Raw genomic sequence first — 22,759 nt, 5'->3', positions numbered from 1 at the left:
CCCGCTGGACGGTCAGGTTCCCACACCCACGTCGTGGGGACTGCCGCCGGACCGCCCCCTACTATGCCTGCTGGCGCTTGCTCCCAACTGCTCAGGTAGGGTGATCGCCCGGTCAACGCCCATAAGAATTTGGCAAATACGGACACGAGGGGGCAACGCGGCGATGGGTACGGCGACGCGCGCGCGAGGTGGGCGGACTTCCGGACGAGCCCCGGATACTTCCCGGCGGCAACGCAGCAATCAGCGGGGCGGCCGAGGCACTGGTCGAGGCGGCGGCCGGAGCCGCGATCGCGGGGCGGCGACGGGCGGCGCGGCGCAGCAGTCCGCCCCCGCCACGACCACCCTCCGGCCCCTGTCACGCACCAGCCGCGTGGGGCCCTTCCAGCTGCGGCAGCTCGTGCTGGTCGAAGTGGCGCTCGCGCTGGTGGTGGTCGGTGCCGTGCTCGGCACGCTCTGGCTGATCCCCACCGCCGTCGTCGCCTGCGCACTCGTGCTGCTCGCCGTGCTGCGCCGCCGCGGTCACGCCGTACAGGACTGGCTGGCGACGGCGCGCAGCCTCCGCTCCCGCCGACGGGCCGCCGTGCCCTCCCCCGCGGACCTGGATCCGTCGCTGGCCGCCATCGCCGAGGGGATGCCGGGCATCCGACCGTACGCCTACGTGGGCCGGAACCGGCGTACGGTCGGGATGCTCGGGGACGGCACGTTCCTTACGGCCGTCGTACGCGTCGAGGCCAGCGGCTCCGCGCTGCGTCCGGCCTTCGGCGCGCGGGCGCTGCCCCTGTCCCTGCTGGGCGGCGCCCTCCAGGTCGACGACATCACGGTGGAGTCGGTGCAGTTGGTGCAGCAGGTGCGCTCGGCTCCGGCGCCGCACCTGCCGCAGCAGTCGGTGGCGCGGCTGTCGTACGCCCCGCTCCAGGAGCGGACCGGGGCGCCGGCGCTGCGCATGACGTGGGTTGCGGTGAAGCTGGACCCGGAGCTCTGCCGGGAGGCCGTCGAGGCCCGCGGTGGCGGGATCGAGGGTGCCCAGCGCTGCCTGGTGCGCGTGGCGGACCATGTGGCGAGCCGCATCACCGGAGCCGGATTCCAGGCGGTGGTGCTGGACCAGGAGGAGCTGAACTCCACGGTGGCGACCGCGGCCTGCGCCAGCCCGAGGGCGGCGGCGCGCGCCAGCCGCCCCGACGCGGCGCCGCAGCAGCGCACCGCCGAGACCTCGCGGGTCTGGCGCTGCGACGACCGCTGGCACACGACGTACGCCGTCGGCCGCTGGCCGGAGTTGGGGCGCGGGGCGCAGCCGCTGCCCAAGGTGGTGTCGTTGCTCACCTCGGTCCCGGCGTACGCGACCACGTTCAGCCTCACCGTGCGGCGGGGCTCACACAAGGGGGCGATGACCGTGGGCGGACACGTACGGATCACCGGTGGCTCCGACACCGAACTGGTGGGCGTACGCCGGGCGTTGGAGCAGGCGGCGCGGTCGGCGAAGGTCGGGTTGCTGCGGCTGGACCGCGAGCAGCTGCCCGGCGCGCTGGCGACGATGCCGCTGGGAGGTGCGCGCTGATGGCCAGAGGGACGGGTACGCGTATGAGGACAGCCACGACGGCCGATACGGGCTCGATGCGGGGGATTCGGGGGCTGTTCGGGCCGCGCCACGCGGGACACACCATCCCCGCGGATCATCTGGGTGCGCTCTCCCTGCCCGTCGGGGACGACGGAGTCGTCATCGGCGACGACGCGGAGGGCCGCCCGCAGATGGTGGGGTTCCACCGTTCGACGGCGTACGACGTGCTGCTGATCGGCGGGCTCTGGACGGCGCAGGTGCTGGCGCTGCGCGCGGCCGGCACGGGTGCCCGGGTCGCGGTGGAGACCGGGCGCGCGCAGGCGTGGACCACGCTGGCGCAGGCCGCGGGGGCGGGCCTGGAGTGCATCACCCTCCATGACGTGGGGCGCGTGCCTCCGATGGGTGCGACGGTGGGCAGCCCGGTCGTCGTCATCCGGGACTGCGGCATGCGGCCGCCGCGGGGGCGCGTGGTCTCCTCGCCCTGGCAGTCGGTCCTGACACTGCTGCCGTACCTGAGTCCGGTCGCGCCCCGGCTGCTGAGGGACTCGACGCTGGTGGGCATCCAGCGGGTCTCGCCGCAGGAGGCGCAGCAGATCGGCAAGATCCTCGGTCTCTCGCCGGTGGAGAGCGAGGCCCTGCCGACGCTGGCGGACGGTGTCACGCTCTGGGTCTCCGGCCGTGAACGGCACTGGGTGATGACGAGCGCGACGGACGCCGAGACCGGGCTGCTGGGCGTCGCTCGCCGGATGGACTGAGCGACGGACACCGGGACCGGGCTGCCGGGCGTCGCCCGCCGGATGGACCGAGGGCACTTCCCGGATCACAGACTTCCCGTGCGGGGGTCATCCGCCCGGATGACCCCCGTCGGCGATCCCGGCCGCACACGGAACTGGGCTCGCTAGGATGCCCGTTGTGACCCGGGCGACATCCGGCCGCCCACCTGGGGCACGTTCGTTTCAGCAGCGCTGAGCGGTACCGAGCAGCACAGAGCAGCACAGAGCAGCACAGAGCAGCACAGAAAGGAAGCGTGACTCATGGGGAGCGCACAGGAGAAGGACGAGCTGTACGCCCTGGACATCTCCGGAGTCGAGTGGCACGGCGCCCCCGGCACCAGCCCGGACGAGGAGCGGGTCGAGATCGCGTACTTGCCCGAGGGAGCCGTCGCCATGCGGTCGTCCTTGGACAAGGAGACCGTGCTGCGTTACACCAAGGCCGAGTGGGACGCGTTCGTGCTCGGCGCGCGTGACGGGGAATTCGATCTGCGTTGAGCCGCCGTCGGCGTGCCCAGGCCCAGCCTGGTGGCGCTGTAGCTGACACGGTCCGTACGGCTATGACCGGTTCGTTCCTCACGCTCCGCCGCGCCCAGGTCACTTGGGGGCAGGGCGTGACGTACGGGACAACCCATGGGGCCGCTCCGCCCTGCCGTACTGACAGTGTTGACGATTAGGGTGGGTCAGGGCGCGCGCGAGAACCTGCCGACAGGTGCGCGGATCGCCCTCACCCACCACGGCACAAGGGTGCTCGACCACAGGAGGCACAGTGAACGGCGATCGGGACGAGATCCGCGGGGGCTGGAACACACCCGTCGATGATCAGTCCGACGCGGAGCCCGCCGAGCTGACGGGTGAGTTCACCATCGACTACACCCCGCCGGCCTGGTACACGCAGAACACGTCGGGGGACGCGAGTGCGAATGCTGGTGCGGGTGCCGGTGCGCAGGGGGTGACGCCTCCGCCGCCGACCGGGGCGCCGATCGCGGTGCCGGGACTGCCCGCGGGCAGCGGATTCGAGCCGAACTGGGCGCCCGCGCCGCCCGCGCCCGCTCCGGCGCCCGTTCAAGCCCCGGTGCCCCCTCAGGCACCCGTTCCGGCTCCGGCACCCGTTCCTGCTCCGGCGCCTGTTTCCGCCCCTGAGCCGGTTTCCGCTCCCGCGCCTGTTGCGCCGGTGCCTCCGCCCGCTCCGGTCGTCGCTGCCGCCGGCCCGGGGGCCGATGCGCCGCAGCCGTTCGGGGGTGGGGACCTGGAGAGCGGGGCGACGATGCGCTTCAACCCCGCCGCCCTCAAGCGTGAGATGGCCGAGCGAGAGGCGGCCGCGGCTGCTGCCGCCGAGGCCGAAGCCAAGGCCGCTGCCGAAGCCAAGGCCGCTGCCGAGCCGGCTGCCTCCGTCTCCGACGAGCCCGGGGCGCCCGGGGCGCCCGGGGCGCCCGGGGAGAACGCGCCGGACGCCGTTGGCGCCGTCGATGCGGCGGACGCGCCTTCGGCCGACAGCGACGTGACGGCGTACGCGTCCGTGCCCGCCGCCGACGAGGCCGGGGAGGGCGACGACACGTCCTCCGCTCCCGAGGCCGAGGCGCAGGAGGCCGGCGCCGACGACGTGGACGTGGCGCCGGCCGACTCCGTGCCCACGGACGCGCCGACGGACGCGATCCCCGAGGCGGCCGTCGACGCCGCCCCGCAGGACTCGGTGCCGCAGGACTCGGTGCCGGTGGACGCGCCGCAGGACACTCCGCCCGCTCCGGTGGCCGCCCTGCCGTGGGCTCCCGCGCCGACGGCACCGCAGGCCGATCTCCCGCCGCTGCCTCCCGCGTTCCAGCCCGCCGCCCCGACGGCCGCGCCGCAGTGGCCCGTACAGCCGCAGTCGGCGGACCAGTCGCAGCCCGGCCAGCCCGGTCAGTACGCCCAGCCGGGTGGCGAAACGCCGAACCTGCCCGCGCAGCAGGGCGGGTACGGCTTCCCACAGCCCGGTCAGCCGGTCGCCGGCACCCCCAATCTGCCCGCGCAGCAGGGTGGGTACGGGTTCCCGCAGCCGGGTCAGCCCGTGGCCCCCGCCGCGCCCGACCCGACCGTCGCGCCTCAGAGCGGGTACGGCTTCCCCCAGCCCGGACAGCCCCAGCCCCAGCCCGGGACCGCGGTCACGCCGAACGCAACCCCGGCCCCGGCCCCGGCCCCTGTCCCGAACCCTCATGCGCCTCAGGCCGCCGGATACGGGTTCCCGCAGCCCGCCGCGCCCGTCCCGCTGCCGCCGCAGGTGCCGCAGCAGCAGGCCGCCGCGCCGCTGCCGCCCGCTGTCCCGGGGCCAAACGCGCAGCTTCCGCAGGGCGGGTACGGATTCCCCCAGCCCGGCGTACCCGCGCCCCTGCCTCCGGCCACGCACACGCCGAACCTCCCCGCACAGCAGGCGCAGCCCCCGCAGGCGCAGGCCCAGCAGGCGCAGCCCCAGCCACAGCAGCACCAGCTGCCCGAGCAGCAGCAGCACGCCCAGCAGCCTGCCGCCCCCGTCGACCCTCGGACCGGCGCCGGCTGGCCCACGCCCGTCACGCACGACCAGCGCGAGCGTTCGGTGGCCGGCGCGCCGCTCGGCTACACCGCGGCAGTCGAGCTCTCCTCCGACCGCCTGCTGCGCAACAACAAGCCGAAGGCCAAGTCGAGCCGTAACCCCTCCGGTGCCGCCGCCCGTTTCAAGATCGGCGGCAAGAAGGAGGAGGCCGAGCGCCAGCGCAAGCTCGACCTCATCCGCACGCCGGTGCTGTCCTGCTACCGGATCGCGGTCATCAGCCTCAAGGGCGGCGTCGGCAAGACCACGACGACCACGGCGCTCGGGTCGACCCTCGCCACCGAGCGGCAGGACAAGATCCTCGCGATCGACGCCAACCCGGACGCGGGCACGCTCGGCCGCCGGGTGCGGCGCGAGACCGGGGCGACCATCCGCGACCTGGTCCAGGCGATCCCGTATCTGCACTCGTACATGGACATCCGCCGGTTCACCTCGCAGGCGCCCTCCGGTCTGGAGATCATCGCCAACGACGTGGACCCGGCCGTCTCGACGACGTTCAACGACGAGGACTACCGGCGGGCGATCGACGTCCTGGGCAAGCAGTACCCGATCATCCTCACCGACTCCGGCACGGGTCTGCTCTACAGCGCGATGCGCGGAGTGCTGGACCTCGCGGACCAGCTGATCATCATCTCGACCCCGTCCGTGGACGGCGCGAGCAGCGCGAGCACCACGCTCGACTGGCTCTCGGCACACGGGTACGCGGAGTTGGTGCAGCGCTCGATCACGGTGATCTCGGGGGTCCGGGAGACCGGCAAGATGATCAAGGTCGATGACATCGTGTCGCACTTCGAGACCCGCTGCCGGGGCGTCGTCGTGGTGCCGTTCGACGAGCACCTGTCGGCCGGCGCCGAGGTCGACCTGGACATGATGCGGCCGAAGACCCGCGAGGCCTACTTCCACCTGTCGGCGATGGTCGCCGAGGACTTCGCACGCGCGCAGCAGGCGCAGGGGCTGTGGACCGCGGGCGGGCAGGCCCAACAGCAGCAGCCTCCGCACATGGCGCCGCCCATGCCCGGTCAGCCCATGCCCGGTCAGGCGGGCCAGCCGGGCCAGCCCGTGCCCGGCCAGCCGTACGCCCCGAATCCGTATCCGAACGCGAATCCACAGCAGCCTCCGTACGGGGGACAGCCCTCCTACGAGGGCGGACAGCAGCCGTATCCGCCGCAGCCGGGCGGACAGCAGCAGGGCTGGCAGCAGTCGCTGCCCGCACAGGGCCAGCCCGCGGCCCTGCCGATGCCGGGCCAGCCCGCTCAGTACAGCCAGCCGGGTCAGCCGGGTCAGCCCGCTCAATACGGCCAGCCCGGACAGCCGGGCCAGCCCGGACAGCCGGGCCAGCCCGGACAGCCCGAGCTCCAGGGCCCCGTCCCGCCCGCCGGCTGGCACCAGCAGCAGCCTCCGCAGGCGCCGTCGGCCCCTCAGCAGTAGGGCGTCAGAGGTCAGTACCAATGAGGGCCCGCACCGTCTCGCACGGTGCGGGCCCTTCCTCATTCCCGCAGCCCACAAGGGGTTTGACGGCTCGCCAGGGGATGGCATGGGATCGTTGACACGGTCTAGACCTCGCTGATAAACCTCGCTTCACCAGTGGGCGCCCCCGAGACGCGAGGTCAATGACCATGGTCACTACGGCTCCATCCCACACCACACGACCGCACCGCATCGTCCGGCTGTTCCTGGCCTCCGGCCTCGCGGCCACCGCCCTCGCCGCGGCCCCGCAGCAGGCCCGGGCGGACCAGGACGACAAGCAGGGCGGAAGGAACGTCCTCACCGTCGCCGTATCCCAGAGCGTCGACTCCCTGAGTCCGTTCCTGGCACAGAAGCTCGTGTCCACCAGCATCCACCGGCTGGTCTACGAGTACCTGACGAATTACGACGTCAAGGACGCGCGCACGATCCCCGGCCTCGCCACCGAGTGGACGTCGTCGCCCGACAAGCTGACGTGGACGTACAAGATCCGCAAGAACTCCACGTGGTCCGACGGCAAGCAGGCCACGGCCGAGGACGCCGCCTGGACGTTCACCAAGATGATGACGGACGCGAACGCGGCCACCGCCAACGGCAGCTTCACGGCGAATTTCAAAAAGGTCACCGCGCCCGACCCGGAAACGCTGGTCATAGAGCTGAAGAAGCCTCAGGCGACCATGACCGCGCTGGACGTACCGATCGTTCCCAAACACGTCTGGGAGAAGGTCGGAGACTTCTCGAAGTTCAACAACGACAAGCAGCTCCCGATCGTCGGAAACGGCCCGTACATTCTCACCGACTTCAAGGTCGACCAGTACATCAAGCTCAAGCCGAACAAGAACTTCTGGCGCGGTGCGCCGAAATTCGACGAGCTGGTGTTCAAGTACTACAAGGACGGCGACGCGGCGGTCGCCGCGCTGCGCAAGGGCGAGGTGTCCTTCGTCTCCGGCCTCACCCCCGCCCAGGCCGCGTCCCTCAAGAACGCCGAGAACATCAAGGTCAACGACGCTCCGGGCCGCCGCTTCCTCGCCCTCGCCACCAACCCCGGCGCGCGGTCGAAGGACGGCAGGAAGTTCGGCAACGGACATCCGGCGCTGCTCGACCCGCTCGTCCGCAAGGCGCTGTTCCACGCCGTCGACCGCGCGACGATCGTGGACAAGGTGTTCCAGGGCCACGCCGTGGAGGGCGAGGGCTACATCCCGCCGCGCTTCGGCTCGTACTTCTGGAAACCCACGGCCGAACAGAAGATCGGTTACGACCCGGCGAAGGCGGCCGCGCTTCTCGACCAGGCCGGGTACAAGAAAGGCGGCAGCGGCAAGCGCGTCGGCAAGGACGGCAGGCCGCTGGACTTCCGCATCCTCTGCCATGCCACCGATCCGAACGACAAGGCGATCGGCAAATACCTCCAGGAGTGGTGGGGCACGCTCGGCGTCGGGCTGAAGGTCGAATGCCTCGACAATGTCACCGACCCCTGGACCGCGGGCGACTACGATCTCGCCTTCGACGGCTATTCGGTCAACCCCGACCCGGACTACGTCCTCTCCCTGCACACCTGCGCCGCACTGCCCGCCACCCCGCAGGACAGCGGCCAGACCGACAATTTCATCTGCGACAAACAGTTCGACGAGCTGTACGCGCAGCAGATCGTCGAGTACGACACGGCCAAGCGGGCCGCCCTGGTCAAACAGATGGAATCACGGCTGTACGACACCGGGTACATGAACATCATGGCGTATCCGAACGCCGTCGAGGCGTACCGTACGGACCAGATCAGCTCCATCAAGACCATGCCGGAGGCCGCCGGCAACATCTACGGCCAGGACGGCTACTGGAGCTGGTGGTCGGCCGAGCCCGCCGCCGGCGGCACCAACAGCGCGTCGGGCGGTGGTTCCCAGGCCGCCGTGGCCGTCGGCGTCGGCGCGGTCGTCGCCCTCGCCGTCGTCCTCGGTGTCGTCGTCACCAGGCGCCGCCGGGCCACCGCGGAAGACCGTGAGTAGCCGATGACCAGCACCGCAGGCACGGACACGAAGACGACCGCCGAGGTGCGGGCCCCGGGATCGCCCCGGACCCGCACCGAGCGCGGACACGGACGCGGACACGGACACCCGGCCGCCTATCTGCGCTATGTGGCGGGCAAGCTGGCCGGCGCGGCCGTGTCGCTGTTCGCCGTCCTCGTCACCAGCTTCTTCCTCTTCCGGATCATCCCCGGCGACCCGGTCAAGGCCATGACCCACGGCGTTCCGACGAGCGCCGAGCAACTGGCCACGCTGCGCCGCCAGTTCGGACTCGATCTGCCCCTGTGGCAGCAGTTCACGGACTACTGCACCGGTGCGCTCACCGGCGATCTCGGGATGTCGTACCAGTTCCACGCCCCCGTCGGTGAGCTCATCACACAGAAGCTCCCGGCGACGCTGCTGCTCACCGGCGTCGCCGTGCTGCTCTACTCGGCGCTCGGGCTGTGGCTCGGCACCCGCTCCGCCTGGCGGCACGGCGGGCTCGGCGACCGGCTCAACACGGGCGTCGCGCTGACCCTGTGGTCGGTGCCGTCGTTCTGGCTCGGACTGCTGCTGATCATCGTCTTCTCGGTGGGGCTGGGGCCGATCCCCGGGCTGTTCCCGACCGGGGGCATGGAGTCCGGCAGCGAGACGGGCTTCGCGTACGTCCTCGACGTGGCGCACCACATGGTGCTGCCGGTCCTCACCCTGGTGGCGGTCGGATACGCGCAGACGCTGCTGGTGATGCGCTCCTCACTGCTCGACGAGATGGGCAGCGACTATCTGACGACCGCGCGGGCGAAGGGGCTGCGGGACGACGCCGTACGCCGTCGGCACGCCGTGCCCAACGCACTGCTGCCGACCGTGACGATGGTCTTCATCAACCTCGGCCATGTGGCCGCCGGGTCGATCCTCGTCGAGACCGTCTTCTCCTGGCCGGGGCTCGGCGGGCTGTTCTACCAGGCGCTGAGCGTGCCGGATCTGCCTCTCGTCCAGGGGCTGTTCGTGGTGTTCGCCGGGGCGATGATCCTGATGAACCTCCTCGCCGATCTGCTCTATCCGCTGCTCGACCCGAGGGTGGGCCGATGACGAACGCACTGGTCCGGGCCCGTCGGCGGGAGTCGGCGGCGCGTTTTTGGCGCCGGTACCGCACGCACCGGGCGGGTGTCGCGGGCCTCGCCGGGCTCGCCCTCATCGCCCTGATCGCGCTCACCGCGCCGCTGCTCGTCGGCGACGACGTGCAGAGCGTCACCAACGCGCCGGGGACGGCGCTGGAACCGCCCAGCGGCCGGTTCCCGCTCGGGACCGACCAGTTCGGGCGGTCGCTGCTCGGGCTGCTGATCTGGGGGGCGCGGATCTCGCTCACCGTGGGGCTGCTCGCCGCCGGGCTCTCGGTGGCGATCGGCACGCTGGTGGGCATCGCCGCCGGGCACTACGGCGGCTGGTTCTCGACCGTCGTCATGCGGATCACCGACTGGTTCCTCGTCATGCCGTCGCTGGTACTGGCGATCGTGCTGGCGACGGTGATGTCCCGCAGCATGTGGACGGTGATCCTGGCGATCGGCGTCGCGAGCTGGCCGACCACGGCACGGCTGGTGCGGGCGCAGACGATCGCGGTCGAGTCGCGGCCGTACATCGAGCGGGCGCGGGCGCTCGGCGGCGGACACCGGCACGTCATGGCCGGTCACGTGCTGCCCAATGTGATGCCGCTGGTCCTGGCACAGACGACGCTCGGCATCTCCACGGCGATCCTGACGGAGGCCACGCTCGCCTTCCTCGGGCTCGGCGACCCCACGGTGGTGTCCTGGGGCGGCATGCTCCAGGACGCGCGCGAGGCGGGCGCGGTGTCCTCGGGCCACTGGTGGTACCTGGCACCGCCCGGTATCGCGATCGCGCTGGTCGCGCTGGCGTTCACGCTGTGCGGGCGGGCGATCGAGTCGGTGCTCAACCCGAAGCTGGGGGTGTCCGGATGAGCCTGCTCCAGGTCAGGGATCTGCGGGTGACGTACGGCTCGGGCGCGTCCGCCGTCCCGGCCGTACGCGGCGTCGATCTGACGGTCGGGGCCGGGCACAAGCTCGGCATCGCGGGCGAGTCCGGCTGCGGCAAATCGACCCTGGCGCTCGCGCTGCTGCGACTGCTTCCGGCCTCGGCGCGGATCTCGGGCGAGATCCTGCTGGACGGGGAGGACCTCCTCACCATGAAGTGGGGGCGGCTGCGGGCGGTGCGGTGGGCCGGGGCATCGATCGTCTTCCAGGGCGCGATGCACTCGCTCAACGCGGTGCACCGCATCGGGGACCAGATCGCGGAGCCGGTCCTGGTGCACGGGCGGGCCACCCCGGCCGCGGCGCGCAGGCGCGTGGGCGAGCTGCTGGAGCATGTGGGGCTGCCGGGCGCGCGGGCGCAGGCGTATCCGCACGAACTGTCCGGGGGGCAGCGCCAGCGGGTCATGATCGCCATGGCGCTCGCCTGCGACCCCCGGCTGATCGTCGCCGACGAGCCGACGACGGCACTGGACGTGATGATCCAGGCGCAGATCCTGCGGCTGATCGAGCGCCTCGTCGCCGAGCAGGACATCAGTCTGCTGATGATCAGCCACGATCTGGCGGTGCTCGCGGACACCTGCGACCGGCTCGCGGTGATGTACGCGGGGCGGGTGGTGGAGGAGGGTCCGGCCCGGGAGGTGTACGACGCGGCCTCGCATCCCTATGGTCGCGCGCTGTCGGCCGCCTTCCCCCGGATCGGGGACGCGGCGTCGCGCCGCGCCCCCCGGGGGCTGCCCGGCGACCCGCCGGACCCGGCGGCGCTGCCGGGCGGGTGCGCGTTCCATCCGCGGTGCCCGGTGGCGCTGGAGGCGTGCGCGCACGACGACCAGGAGCTGCGGGAGTCGGGGGCGGGGCGGCGGGCGGCGTGCGTACACGTGGGAGCTCACGAGAGGAGTCCGGCATGACGTCCGCACCACTGCTGTCGTCCACCGGCCTGCGGGTCACCTTCCCCGGCCGCCGGGGCGCGGCGGCCGCGCGGGCCGTGGACGGGGTCGATCTGGACATCGGCGCCGGGGAGATCGTCGCGCTCGTCGGCGAGTCCGGCTGCGGCAAGACGTCGCTGGCGCGGGCGCTGCTCGGGCTGGTGGCCCCGACGGCGGGCCGGGTCACCTTCGGCGGCGTACCGCTCTCGTACGGCTCGCGGGAGCTGAAGGCGTACCGCAGACGGGTCCAGCTGGTGCTCCAGGACCCGAGCGGCTCGCTCAACCCGCGCCACACCGTGTACGACGCGGTGGCCGAGGGCCTGCGGATCCACGCGTACGCGGGCGACGAACGGGCGGCCGTCGCCGAGGCGCTCTCCCGGGCCGGGCTCAGGCCCCCCGAGCGCTTCTTCCTGCGCTACCCGCACGAACTGTCCGGCGGACAGCGTCAGCGCGTGGTCATCGCGGGCGCGCTGGTCCTGGAGCCCGAACTGATCGTCGCCGACGAGCCGGTGGCGTCGCTGGACGCGTCCGTACGGGGCGAGATCCTGGCGCTGCTGCTGCGCCTGCGGGACGAGCTGGGTCTCTCCGCGCTCGTGGTGACCCATGACCTGGGGCTGGCGTGGAACATCGCGGACCGGGTGGCGGTGATGTATCTCGGCCGGATCGTGGAGACGGGACCGGTGGAGTCGGTCCTGACAGCGCCTCAGCACCCTTACACCCGTGCCCTCCTGTCCGTCCTGCCCGAGTCCCCCGAGCCGCCGGTGGTCCTCACGGGCGAGCCCCCGGACCCCTCCCGCATCCCGCCGGGCTGCCGCTTCCACGCGCGCTGCCAGGTCCTGTCCTCGGGCGCGGCGGAGGAGGCGGGCGTCGCCGAGCGCTGCCGTACGGGCGACCTGCCGGTGCTGCCCGGCTCGGGCCCCGGCGCCGTGGCCTGCCACTGGGCCGCGGCGCGCGAAGGGGACGGCCCGCGCGCTTGAAGGAACCCCGCGCGGGGCACAACGCGACGACTGTGGCGCGCGTCGCCCCGGCCGGCGGGGCGCACGCTACGCGTCGTACGCCTCGGTCAGTTCGCGGGAGCGCTTCACGTCCGCCGCGATCGCTTCGAGCAGGGCCTCGATGGACTCGAACTTCTCCTGGCCGCGCACGTACGCGAGGAAGTCGACGGCCACATGGAGCCCGTACAGATCGAGGCCGACGCGGTCGATCGCGTACGCCTCCACCGTGCGCTCGGTGCCGTCGAACTGCGGGTTCGTGCCGACCGAGATGGCGGCCGGCATGCGCTCGCCGTCCGCGGTGAGCCAGCCCGCGTACACGCCGTCCGCGGGGATCGCGGTGTGCGGGAGGGTTTCGACGTTGGCGGTCGGGTAGCCCAGCTCACGGCCGCGCTGGGCGCCGCGGACGACGACGCCCTCGACGCGGTGGGGGCGGCCGAGGATCTCCGCGGCGCCCTCGACGTCGCCCGCGGCGATCAGGCGCCGAGTCAGCGTGGACGAGAAGGGCTCGCCGCCGCCCGCCTCACCGCGCACGTAGAGGTCGACGACCTCGACGTCGTAGTCGTACGTACGGCCGATCTCGGCCAGGAAGTCGACGTTCCCCGCCGCCTTGTGGCCGAAGCGGAAGTTCGGGCCCTCGATGACCGCGCGTGCGTGCAGCTTGTCGACGAGGACCTTCACGATGAAGTCCGCGGGCGACAGCTTCGAGAACTCCGACGTGAAGGGGAGGATCAGCACCGCGTCCACGCCGAGCTCCGCGATCAGTTCGGCGCGCCGGTGGTGCGGGGCGAGCAGCGGCGGGTGGCTGCCCGGCCGGACGACCTCGCTCGGGTGCGGGTCGAACGTCACGACGACGGAGGGGACGCCCAGCTCCCGGGCGCGCTCCACGGCCCGCCCGATGATCAGCTGGTGGCCCCGGTGGACGCCGTCGTAGGAACCGATGGTGACGACGCTGCGCCCCCAGTCCTGGGGAATGTCCTCCAAGCCACGCCAGCGCTGCACTGTGACCGCTCCTCGCCCGAACCTGTGTACGTGATGACCGATTACGCAGGTCTAAGACTGCCATGCCCGCGCTCGTCGGTTCGCATCGGCACCGGGCCGCCGCCCAGCGCCTGGACCGTGCGGCGCGTGCTCGGGCCGACGACCAGGGCCCACTCGCGCGGCGCATCGGCCAGCCAGTCCGCGACGAGTGCGGCGAAGCCGGGGACCTGGCGGGCCAGCTCGACCAGGCGTCGGTCGAAGCGGTTCGCGCCCGCCGGAGTGCGCACGAGGAGCAGGCCGGTGCGGTGGACGAGTTCGCGCGTACGGGCCTCGGGCCGGTCGGCCGCCCCGAGCGCGGCGGCACGCAGCAGCGCGTCCAGGACGGCCAGGTCCCGGCTCTCGCGCTGCTCGTATCCGAGGAGTACGTCGAGCAGCTCGGCCCGCAGCGGCCGGGACGCCGCAGTCCCGGGCGCCGCGAGCACCGGTGCCAGCGCGCGCCGCACCTCCACGGGACTGCTCCGCAGCAGGCCCGTGACCAGCGGGAAGAGCACGGCGCGGGCCGCCGGGCCGTGCTCCAGCCGACGGTTGACGAAGTCCGCGGCGTGGGGTGCGGCGGCGGCCGGGTGCAGGTCGACGTACTCGCGTACGAGCGCGGCGGCGCGGCGGGCGAGCGCGGGCGTATTGATCTCCGCGAGAGCGCGCAGCACGTCCCGCGCGCCGTCGCCGGGGTCTCCACGCGACGCCTGCCACAGGACCTCGCCCGGGTCTCCGCGCGGCGCCTCCCGCCCGCTGCAGCCCGGCTTGCGGCGCGCCTCCCCTGCGCTGCCGCCCGGGGCTTCGCGCGGCGCCTCGCTCGCGCCCCCGCCCGGGTCTCCACGCAGCGCCTCCCGCCCGCTGCAGCCCGGCTTGCGGCGCGCCTCCCCTGCGCTGCCGCCCGGGGCTTCGCGCGGCGCCTCGCTCGCGCCCCCTCCCCGGTCTCCACACAGCGCCTCCCGCGGGACCTCGCCCAGGTCTCCGCGCGGCGCCTCGCTCGCGCCCCCTCCCCGGTCTCCACACAGCGCCTCCCGCGCGCCCCGGACCGGCTCGCGCAGCACTCCTCCCGCAATCCCGCCCGGTTCGCGCAGTGCCTCCCCCGCGTTGCCTCCCGGGTCTGAGCGCAGCCGGGCCCGGAACGCGGCCAGCACCGGCTCCGGATGCGTTCTCAACGCGGCGGCGAGGGCGCTCGCGGGCAGCCGCCGGTCGCCTGCGCGGTAGCGGGCCAGCGCCGGGCCGAGGTACCGGGACCTGGTCGCCGGGTCACTGGCGAGGAGGGCGAGCGCGGGGCCGTGCAGCGCGGTGTCGGCGGACCGGCCGAGCAGGACGAAGGCAGCGCGCCGCAGCAGTTCGCGGTCGGCCGCCGCGATGGCGTGGGGGGCGACGACCAGGCCGTACCTGGCGGCCTCGGCGCGACGCTCGTCGTTCGCCCAACGGGCGACCGCACGGCAGACCGCGGCCGGTTCGTCCTCGGCGAGAGCGGCGAGCAGCTCCTCCGCGCGGGGATGACCGGTGCCGACGAGCGTGTCGCAGAGCTCGTCGACTGCCGGGGCGCGACGGGCGTACAGCAGTGCCTGCGCGGCCCCGGCGACGGTGGGCCGCAGCTTGGCCCCTGGCCCGGCGGGCAGTGGCCGCTCGTCGGTGAACCACTGGCACAGGAGCGGTTGGACGGTGCGTGGCGAAGCGGCGAGAAGATCGGCGACCGCGTCGAGGTAGCGGGCCGGAGCCGAGTCTTCCGGTCCCGTCGTCTCACCGGCCTGACCGGCCGCGTCCTCCGGGCGCCTCCCCCGCGACCCCGCCCGCGCCGGTGGCGGTGGCGGGCTGTCCGCCGGGAGCAGGCGGCGGAGGAGGTCGACGCGGGCGGCTTCGTCGATGCGGAGCCGGGTCCAGAACCAGGGGGCGAACGCGTCATGGGAGTGGTGGGTGATGCGGTCGGCGAGCGTGTGCAGGACACCGAGGTACGGGCGGGGGTCGGGGACCCGCAGCAGCGTCTCGCGCAGCAGGTGGGACGCCCACCAGCGGGCGTTGTCGGCCGGGGCGGTCCCGGGCAGCTCCCCCAGCGCGTCGATCAGGGACAGCAGCCTCGGCGCCAGCTCCGGGGGCCCCTCCCGGCGGTCGAGCAGCAGCAGGGCCTGGACCACCGGGCCGATGCGGTGCCGTGGGACGGGAAGCGTACGCGGTGCGGCGGTGGCCCGGCGGGCGCGGTGCACCAGGGAGTGCAGTGCCGCGTCCACGTCCAGATGTGCGCCCTGCAACCGGTCCGCCTGCTCCTCGTGCGCGAAGCGGTAGCCGTTGCCCACCGGGACGAGCAGGCCCTCGCTGAGCACGGCGTCCGCCCAGCCCGTGCGCCGAGGGAACAGCTCTTCGAACGACGGGCGGTCCAGCCGGCCCTGCCCCGGCCCCAGACAGCGGCGCGCGGCCTCGTGGACCTGTCCGGCGACGCGTGCGGCCAGTCGCCGCAAGGCCGTGCCCTGGAGCGGCGGATGCGCGGCTTCGGCGATCCGTACGGCGACGCGCAGGCACATCAGGTCGAGGTGGGCGCCGAGGACGTCCTCCCGGGCGGGTGCGCCCGGTACGTCACCGGGCAGCGCAGCGCGGACCTCCGCGATCAGCCGCAGCGCCAGCGGATGGCGGGCGTCGACGGCGACGAGCGGTGCGCCGGTCAGCCCGTACCGCTGCCGGGCGAGCGCCGCCTCGGCCTCGGTCAGACCGGCGAGCCGCAGCATGCGCACCGGCCCGGGGTGGAGCGGCCCGGCATGCTCCCAGTACTCGGGCCGGCAGGCGACAACGAGCCGTACGCCGCACCGGCGCAGCCAGTCCACGCTGTGCGCGGTCCAGTCGGCGAGCCGGTGGGCGAGCACGGTCGGCATCTCCTCCGGCCCGTCGAGCGCGATGAGCAGCGGGCGCCCGCTGTCGTGGGCGACGCGCGCGACCCGCTCGGGGGTGACCTCGGACATGCCGGAGGCGGAGATGATCCGGCCCGCGTGCGCCAGGGCGCGGGCGACGGCGTCGGCGACGGATCCGTCCCCGGCGCGCAGGTCCGCGCCGCGCAGCCACAGGGTGGGGGCCGGTTCGGCGCCGCCCGCGCGGCGGGCGGCGAGGGCGGCGAGCTCGGTGGTGCGACCGGTTCCGGGTTCCCCGGTGACGCCGAGCACGAGGGCGCCGGACTCCTCAAAGGAAGCGAACTCCCTGGCGACGCGGGGCCGTTCGACCGGCTCGGGCCGCCCACACCCCAACTCCCGGGCAGGTGAGACCGGCTCGGGCCCACCACCCGGCCCGCGCACGAACCCACCACACCCCTCGAAACACCCCGACCCGACCGACCCGGGCCCACCACCCGGCCCGCGCACGAACCCGCCGTCCGGGCCGCCGGAAACCTGCGCTCCGCCCGAGCGCCCCTGCTGGACTCCCTGCCTGGTCCCCTGCCGAGGCGCGCACCAGAACAGCGCGCACGGTACGGCGGGCGGACCAGGGCAGGCCGGCGGGCCCGCGCGTCCGGCCGTGGAGACGCCGGACATCTGGAGCACGCCCGCGAGGTTGAGGTCCTTCCCATGGCCGGGGACGGTCGCGGCGTTGCGCCGCAGCAGCTCGGCCAGCGGGCCGCCCGGGTCGCGCGCGGCGGCCTCCCGCAGCGGCACGGCCAAGCCGGCGGCGGTGTGTGCGGAGCGCAGCGCGGTGCCGAGTACGGCCACGACGGCGCCGGTCCCGGCGTCCAGAACAGGGCCGCCCGCGCTCTCCCCGCCGCACCGCAGCGCGTCTCCGCCGTCCGTGCCGATCGCCAGTGCGAGGACGCCCTCCAGCCGCCGGCAACGGTACGTGACCTGCGCCGCCGCACCGAGGATCCGCGCCTCTCGCCAGCCGCCCGCCGCGATCCGTACGTACGTCCCGGTCTCGACCCGGTCCCGTGCGGTCACCGGCAGCGGCCGTACGCCGAGCCCCTCGGTGCGCACCAGCGCCAGAGCGGCGGAGGGCAGCGGGGTGATGGCGTCGGCCTCGGCGAAGCAGGTGCGGTCACCGGGCGCGTGCACGACGACCCGGACCATTCCGTCGACGGCCTCATGGCTGGTGACGACGGTGCCCCGGTCGTCCGCGACGAATCCGGTACCGCGCGGCCGGCCCGCCGGATCGCAGATCCGGACCAGCGTCGCCGCCGGTACCTCCGGCGTGTCCGGCGTCGCCGGGCCCCCGCGTCCCATGGCTTCGACGGTAGGTCGACGGTGATCACCCGGAGAAGGACGCAAGGCGAACGCGCCCCCCAATGCCCCCTCGGTTCACTCCATGCGCCTGCCCGATGGGGTGAATCCCCTCGGCGCTGCGGATAGACCCCTTGCGGAGGGGGATCGTGGAGCGGGCAGCGGCTGTGCCCGCTCCACGGTAAGGACCCACGGCAAGGACCTGGTAAGGACCCGGAAGGCCCGAAGGGCCCGCAAGCTCACCACGGCCGGCCGGACGAAGGCCACGCCGCGGCAGGGTCCGCGGCCTCAGGCGAAGACCGCGAGGCTCTTCGCCTTGCCCTTCTGCTGCTCGACGAGCGCCAGGAGACGGTTCTCCGGCCCGAAGACCGCGACCGGCCCCTTCGTGCCGTACTCCGGCATCTCCAGCCGTACGCCGTTGACCAGCAGCCTGGCCCGCTTCTCGTCGACGTCCCAACGCGGGAACGCCGCCGCGGCGGCCTCGCCGATCGGCATGACGGTCAGCTCCTCCTGGAGCTGGTCCAGCGTCCTCGCGGAGTCCAGCTTGTACGGGCCGACCCGGGTGCGGCGCAGCGCCGTGAGGTGGCCGCCGACGCCGAGCCCCGCTCCCAGGTCACGGGCGAGGGCGCGGATGTACGTACCGGACGAGCAGACCACCGAGACGACCAGGTCGACGACAGGGGTGCCGTCCTCGGCGACGGACTCGCGGACGTCGTACACCTGGAAGGACGAGACGGTCACCGGGCGGGCCGGGATCTCGAACTCCTCACCCCCGCGCACCCGTGCGTACGACCGCTTGCCGTCGATCTTGATGGCGCTGACCTTGGACGGCACCTGCATGATGTCGCCGGTCAGCTCGGCGACGCCCGCGTCGATGGCGTCCCGGGTGACCTTGGACGCGTCCGTGGACGAGGTGATCTCGCCCTCGGCGTCGTCCGTGATCGTGTTCTGGCCGAGCCGGATCGTACCGAGGTACTCCTTCTCGGTGAGGGCGAGATGGCCGAGGAGCTTGGTGGCCTTCTCGACACCGAGGACGAGAACACCGGTGGCCATCGGGTCCAGGGTGCCCGCGTGCCCGACCCTGCGGGTCCTGGCGATGCCGCGCATCTTGGCGACGACGTCGTGCGAAGTGAAGCCGGACGGCTTGTCGACGATGACAAGGCCGTCCGGCGTCTTGTTCTGCTGGCTCATTCGGAGGCTTCGCCCTCGTCCTCGTCCTCCGGCTTGCGGTAGGGGTCCGCGTCACCGGCGTACGTCTTGCCGGTGGAGGCCTCGCGGACCTCCGCGTCCTTGGCCCGGGCCTTGTCGAGCAGATCGTCGATGGTCTTCGCCGTGTCCGGGAGGGCGTCCGGGACGAAGCTCAGGGTCGGCGTGAAGCGGACCCCGGTCTGCCGCCCGACCTCGGAGCGCAGGATGCCCTTCGCGGACTCCAGCGCCGCGGCGGACGCGGCGCGCTCCTCGTCATCCCCGTAGACCGTGTAGAAGACCGTGGCCTCCCGCAGGTCGCCGGTGACCCGGGCATCCGTGATGGTCACGAAACCCAGCCGCGGATCCTTGATTCGCCGGTCCAGGGTCTCCGCGACCACGACCTGGATGCGATCGGCCAGCTTGCGGGCCCGCGCGTTGTCGGCCACCGGTCCTTCTCCTCTTTCGTCTTACGTTCAATCGTCTTCGTCGCCGTGCAGCCGTCGTCGTACCGACAGCAGCTCGACCTCCGGCCGGGCGGCGACGAGACGCTCGCACCGGTCCAGTACGTCTGTGAGGTGCCCCGGGTCCCCGGACACCACCGCGAGGCCGATCTCGGCCCTGCGATGGAGGTCCTGACCGCCCACTTCCGCCGCACTCACCGCGTATTTGCGCTGGAGTTCGGCGACGATCGGGCGTACTACGGAGCGTTTCTCCTTCAACGAACGTACGTCGCCGAGGAGCAGGTCGAAGGACAGCGTCCCCACATACATGTATGTCCGGATGTCCCGCCGGTACGGGTTAGGTAAGGTCCCTGCCCGCTCTTGGCAGGGACATCAAGAACCGTACACGCAACGGCCGGGGCCGCTCGACGGAATTCCTTCCGCCGACCGGCCCCGACTGATGCCATACGGATCAGCCCTGCGGCACTCAGCCGCGCGGCTTCTCGCGCATCTCGTACGTCGCGATGACGTCGTCGACCTTGATGTCGTTGAAGTTTCCGAGGTTGATACCACCCTCGAAGCCTTCGCGGATCTCGGTGACGTCGTCCTTGAAGCGACGCAGACCCTCGATGTTGAGGTTCTCCGCGATGACCTTGCCGTCGCGGACGAGGCGCGCCTTGGTGTTGCGCTTGACCTCGCCGGAGCGGATGAGAACACCCGCGATGTTGCCCAGCTTGGACGAGCGGAAGACCTCGCGGATCTCCGCCGTACCGAGCTCGACCTCTTCGTACTCCGGCTTGAGCATGCCCTTGAGGGCCGCCTCGATCTCCTCGATGGCCTGGTAGATCACCGAGTAGTAGCGGACGTCGACGCCCTCGCGCTCCGCCATCTGCGCGGCACGGCCGGCCGCACGGACGTTGAAGCCGATGACGATGGCGTCGGAGCCCATCGCCAGGTCGATGTCGGACTCGGTGACCGCACCCACACCGCGGTGCAGCACCCGGATCTCGACCTCTTCGCCGACGTCGAGCTGGAGCAGCGAGGACTCGAGGGCCTCGACGGAACCGGACGCGTCACCCTTGATGATGACGTTGAGGTCCTGCACCAGACCGGCCTTGAGCACCTTGTCGAGGTCCTCGAGGGACACCCGGCGGGTGCGCTTGGCGAACGCGGCGTTGCGCTCACGGGCGGCACGCTTCTCGGCGATCTGACGGGCCGTACGGTCCTCGTCGACGACCAGGAAGTTGTCGCCGGCGCCCGGGACGTTGGTGAGACCCAGGACCAGGACGGGGGTCGACGGACCCGCCTCGTCGACGTTGTTGCCCTTGTCGTCGAGCATCGCGCGGACACGGCCGTACGCGTCGCCGACGACCATCGTGTCGCCGATGCGCAGCGTTCCACGCTGGACCAGGACGGTCGAGACGGCACCACGACCGCGGTCGAGGTGCGACTCGATCGCGATGCCCTGCGCGTCCTGCTCCGGGTTGGCCCGCAGGTCGAGCGAGGCGTCGGCGGTGAGGACGACGGCCTCCAGCAGGGAGTCGATGTGCAGACCCTGCTTGGCGGAGATGTCGACGAACATCGTGTCGCCGCCGTACTCCTCGGCCACCAGGCCGTACTCGGTCAGCTGACCGCGCACCTTCACCGGGTCCGCGCCCTCGACGTCGATCTTGTTGACCGCGACCACGATCGGCACGTCGGCCGCCTTGGCGTGGTTCAGCGCCTCGATCGTCTGCGGCATGACACCGTCGTTGGCCGCCACCACGAGGATCGCGATGTCGGTCGACTTGGCACCACGGGCACGCATGGCGGTGAACGCCTCGTGACCCGGGGTGTCGATGAAGGTGATGCGACGCTCTTCGTCGTTGACCTCGGTGGAGACCTGGTACGCACCGATGTGCTGCGTGATACCGCCGGCCTCGCCCGCGACGACGTTCGTCTTGCGGATGGCGTCCAGCAGTCGGGTCTTACCGTGGTCGACGTGACCCATGACGGTCACCACCGGCGGACGCGCGACCAGGAACTCCTCGCCGCCCTCGTCCTCGCCGAACTCGATGTCGAAGGACTCGAGCAGCTCGCGGTCCTCCTCCTCCGGGCTGACGATCTGAACCTGGTAGTTCATCTCGCCCGCGAGGAGCTGGAGGGTCTCGTCCGAGACGGACTGCGTGGCAGTGACCATCTCGCCGAGGTTCATCATGACCGCGACCAGCGACGCCGGGTTGGCGTTGATCTTCTCCGCGAAGTCGGTGAGGGAGGCACCGCGCGACAGGCGAACGGTCTCGCCGTTGCCGCGAGGCAGCATCACGCCGCCGACCGACGGGGCCTGCATGGCCTCGTACTCCTGGCGCCTCTGCCGCTTCGACTTGCGGCCACGACGGGCCGGACCGCCGGGACGGCCGAAGGCGCCCTGCGTGCCACCACGGCCGCCGGGACCACCCGGACGTCCGCCGAAGCCGGGACGGCCACCGCCGCCACCGAAGCCGCCGCCACCGCCGCCGGGGCCACCGCCGCCGGGACGGCCGGCGAAGCCGCCGCCACCACCGGGACGACCGCCGCCACCGGGACCGGCCGGACGGCCGGCGAAGCCGCCGCCGGGACGACCGGCGCCACCGGGACGACCGGCACCACCGGGACCGCGACCGCCGCCACCGGGACCGGGACGCGGGCCGGCAGCGGGACGCTGCGGCATCATGCCCGGGTTCGGGCGGTTACCGGCGGGACCGCCGGCGGGACGGGGGGCCTGCGGACGAGGCATGCCACCCGGAGTCGGGCGAGGACCGCCGGGACCGGCCTGGGGACGGGGACCGCCGCCCTGACCGGCGCCCTGCGGACGCGGGCCACCGGGGGCACCCTGGCCACCGGGACGCGGGGCGCCGCCCGGACGGGGCGCCTGCGGGCGCGCCATGCCGGTGGAGCCGCCGGACGTGAAGGGGTTGTTGCCCGGACGCGGACCCGCGGGACGGGCACCGCCCGGACGAGGGGCCTGCCGCTCGCCACCGGGACGCGGGGCACCCGGACGGGCACCGCCACGCTCGCCCTGGGCGGGACGGGCAGCCGGGCGCGGGCCGGGAGTGGCACCGGGCCGGGGACCGGCGGCGGGAGCCGACGGCGGCGCGGTGAACTCGGCCGCGACCGGGGCCGGAGCGGCCGGAGCCGGCTTCGGTGCGGCCGCGGGCTTCGGGCCCGGGGTCGGACGCGGGCCGGGGGTGGCCGGCGTCACGGGAACGCTGCTCTTGGGGGCCTCGGCGACGGCCGGCTTGGGGGCCGGGGCGCCGGGCTTGGGGGCAGCCGGACGGGGGGCGGCCGCCTGCGCCGGGGAGGGCGCGGCGGGCTTCGCGGGCGTCGCCTTGCGCGGCGCCGCGGGCTTTCCGGCGGCGCGGCCGGAGCCGCTGCCCTGCTGGAAAGCGTCAGTCAATTTGCGTACAACCGGCGCCTCGATGGTCGAGGAAGCCGAACGGACGAATTCACCGAGTTCTTGGAGCTTGGCCATGACGACCTTGCTCTCCACACCGAACTCCTTGGCGAGTTCGTATACCCGGACCTTAGCCACTTCGCTCCTTTTAGGTCCGGGTTACCGCCGGACCGTCGCTACTTCATGGGCGTACTCATCGCGTACTCATC

At 73.0% G+C, this 22,759-nt stretch carries 15 protein-coding genes; 9 read left to right on the top strand and 6 right to left on the bottom strand.

Features of this window, described 5'->3' with window-relative positions:
• The first annotated feature begins 163 nt into the window (after window positions 1–163).
• The 9 genes from eccE to ABT342_RS27750 all read left to right on the top strand — a co-directional run bounded on the left by eccE (window position 164) and on the right by ABT342_RS27750 (window position 12,288).
• Window positions 164–1,555 (top strand): type VII secretion protein EccE, encoded by a 1,392-nt coding sequence (gene eccE / locus ABT342_RS27790; RefSeq protein WP_351579537.1) that lies wholly within the window; start codon window positions 164–166, stop codon window positions 1,553–1,555.
• A 23-nt stretch (window positions 1,556–1,578) separates the two neighbouring features.
• Window positions 1,579–2,310 carry a hypothetical protein gene (locus ABT342_RS27785; RefSeq protein WP_351579535.1) on the top strand — a complete coding sequence of 244 codons (732 nt, stop codon included), beginning with the start codon at window positions 1,579–1,581 and terminating at the stop codon, window positions 2,308–2,310.
• A gap of 279 nt (window positions 2,311–2,589) precedes the next feature.
• On the top strand, window positions 2,590–2,823 hold the full coding sequence (locus ABT342_RS27780) for a DUF397 domain-containing protein (RefSeq protein ID WP_351579532.1): 234 nt from the start codon (window positions 2,590–2,592) through the stop codon (window positions 2,821–2,823).
• A gap of 271 nt (window positions 2,824–3,094) precedes the next feature.
• Window positions 3,095–6,316, top strand: coding sequence for an SCO5717 family growth-regulating ATPase (locus ABT342_RS27775; protein ID WP_351579529.1), 3,222 nt, complete (start codon window positions 3,095–3,097; stop codon window positions 6,314–6,316).
• 188 nt (window positions 6,317–6,504) lie between these two features.
• Entirely contained in the window at window positions 6,505–8,349 is a 1,845-nt protein-coding gene (locus ABT342_RS27770; RefSeq protein WP_351579636.1) for an ABC transporter substrate-binding protein, read from the top strand.
• Between the two features lie 3 nt (window positions 8,350–8,352).
• Window positions 8,353–9,435, top strand: a complete 1,083-nt coding sequence (locus ABT342_RS27765; protein ID WP_351579526.1) for an ABC transporter permease — start codon at window positions 8,353–8,355, stop codon at window positions 9,433–9,435.
• Window positions 9,432–10,319 carry an ABC transporter permease gene (locus tag ABT342_RS27760; protein ID WP_351579523.1) on the top strand — a complete coding sequence of 296 codons (888 nt, stop codon included), beginning with the start codon at window positions 9,432–9,434 and terminating at the stop codon, window positions 10,317–10,319. The genes ABT342_RS27765 and ABT342_RS27760 overlap by 4 nt, the downstream gene beginning before the upstream one ends.
• Window positions 10,265–11,293 carry an ABC transporter ATP-binding protein gene (locus ABT342_RS27755; protein ID WP_502965629.1) on the top strand — a complete coding sequence of 343 codons (1,029 nt, stop codon included), beginning with the start codon at window positions 10,265–10,267 and terminating at the stop codon, window positions 11,291–11,293. Before ABT342_RS27760 ends, ABT342_RS27755 begins: the two co-directional genes overlap by 55 nt.
• A complete protein-coding gene (locus ABT342_RS27750; protein ID WP_351579517.1) occupies window positions 11,290–12,288 on the top strand; it encodes an oligopeptide/dipeptide ABC transporter ATP-binding protein in 999 nt (332 codons plus the stop codon). Before ABT342_RS27755 ends, ABT342_RS27750 begins: the two co-directional genes overlap by 4 nt.
• A gap of 66 nt (window positions 12,289–12,354) precedes the next feature.
• On the opposite strand, the gene ABT342_RS27745 is transcribed toward ABT342_RS27750, so the two are convergent.
• The 6 genes from ABT342_RS27745 to infB all read right to left on the bottom strand — a co-directional run bounded on the left by ABT342_RS27745 (window position 12,355) and on the right by infB (window position 22,688).
• Window positions 12,355–13,305: a bifunctional riboflavin kinase/FAD synthetase gene (locus ABT342_RS27745; protein WP_351579514.1), complete on the bottom strand. Its 951-nt coding sequence runs from the start codon at window positions 13,303–13,305 to the stop codon at window positions 12,355–12,357.
• A 41-nt stretch (window positions 13,306–13,346) separates the two neighbouring features.
• Entirely contained in the window at window positions 13,347–17,513 is a 4,167-nt protein-coding gene (locus ABT342_RS27740; RefSeq protein ID WP_351579511.1) for a trypsin-like peptidase domain-containing protein, read from the bottom strand.
• 285 nt (window positions 17,514–17,798) lie between these two features.
• Window positions 17,799–18,701 (bottom strand): tRNA pseudouridine(55) synthase TruB, encoded by a 903-nt coding sequence (truB, locus tag ABT342_RS27735; RefSeq protein ID WP_351579508.1) that lies wholly within the window; start codon window positions 18,699–18,701, stop codon window positions 17,799–17,801.
• Complete coding sequence (gene rbfA / locus ABT342_RS27730; protein ID WP_351579505.1) at window positions 18,698–19,144, bottom strand: 30S ribosome-binding factor RbfA; 447 nt, start codon at window positions 19,142–19,144, stop codon at window positions 18,698–18,700. Before rbfA ends, truB begins: the two co-directional genes overlap by 4 nt.
• A gap of 27 nt (window positions 19,145–19,171) precedes the next feature.
• On the bottom strand, window positions 19,172–19,468 hold the full coding sequence (locus ABT342_RS27725; protein WP_351579502.1) for a DUF503 domain-containing protein: 297 nt from the start codon (window positions 19,466–19,468) through the stop codon (window positions 19,172–19,174).
• 157 nt (window positions 19,469–19,625) lie between these two features.
• Window positions 19,626–22,688 carry a translation initiation factor IF-2 gene (infB, locus tag ABT342_RS27720; RefSeq protein ID WP_351579499.1) on the bottom strand — a complete coding sequence of 1,021 codons (3,063 nt, stop codon included), beginning with the start codon at window positions 22,686–22,688 and terminating at the stop codon, window positions 19,626–19,628.
• Between the last annotated feature and the right edge of the window lie 71 nt (window positions 22,689–22,759).

This window comes from Streptomyces sp. NPDC000410 (genome assembly GCF_040300305.1).
Classification (GTDB): domain Bacteria; phylum Actinomycetota; class Actinomycetes; order Streptomycetales; family Streptomycetaceae; genus Streptomyces.
The sequence above is the reverse complement of the archived record's forward strand: the minus strand, read 5'-3'. Positions and strand labels throughout refer to the sequence as shown.

What these genes read in the sequence shown, in the direction of transcription:
- eccE (WP_351579537.1), top strand. Translation starts at nt 164, where the DNA reads ATGGGTACGGCGACGCGCGCGCGAGGTGGGCGGACTTCCGGACGAGCC.
- ABT342_RS27785 (WP_351579535.1), top strand. Translation starts at nt 1,579, where the DNA reads ATGAGGACAGCCACGACGGCCGATACGGGCTCGATGCGGGGGATTCGG.
- ABT342_RS27780 (WP_351579532.1), top strand. Translation starts at nt 2,590, where the DNA reads ATGGGGAGCGCACAGGAGAAGGACGAGCTGTACGCCCTGGACATCTCC.
- ABT342_RS27770 (WP_351579636.1), top strand. Translation starts at nt 6,505, where the DNA reads ATGGTCACTACGGCTCCATCCCACACCACACGACCGCACCGCATCGTC.
- ABT342_RS27765 (WP_351579526.1), top strand. Translation starts at nt 8,353, where the DNA reads ATGACCAGCACCGCAGGCACGGACACGAAGACGACCGCCGAGGTGCGG.
- ABT342_RS27760 (WP_351579523.1), top strand. Translation starts at nt 9,432, where the DNA reads ATGACGAACGCACTGGTCCGGGCCCGTCGGCGGGAGTCGGCGGCGCGT.
- ABT342_RS27750 (WP_351579517.1), top strand. Translation starts at nt 11,290, where the DNA reads ATGACGTCCGCACCACTGCTGTCGTCCACCGGCCTGCGGGTCACCTTC.
- ABT342_RS27740 (WP_351579511.1), bottom strand. Translation starts at nt 17,513, where the DNA reads ATGGGACGCGGGGGCCCGGCGACGCCGGACACGCCGGAGGTACCGGCG.
- truB (WP_351579508.1), bottom strand. Translation starts at nt 18,701, where the DNA reads ATGAGCCAGCAGAACAAGACGCCGGACGGCCTTGTCATCGTCGACAAG.
- ABT342_RS27725 (WP_351579502.1), bottom strand. Translation starts at nt 19,468, where the DNA reads ATGTATGTGGGGACGCTGTCCTTCGACCTGCTCCTCGGCGACGTACGT.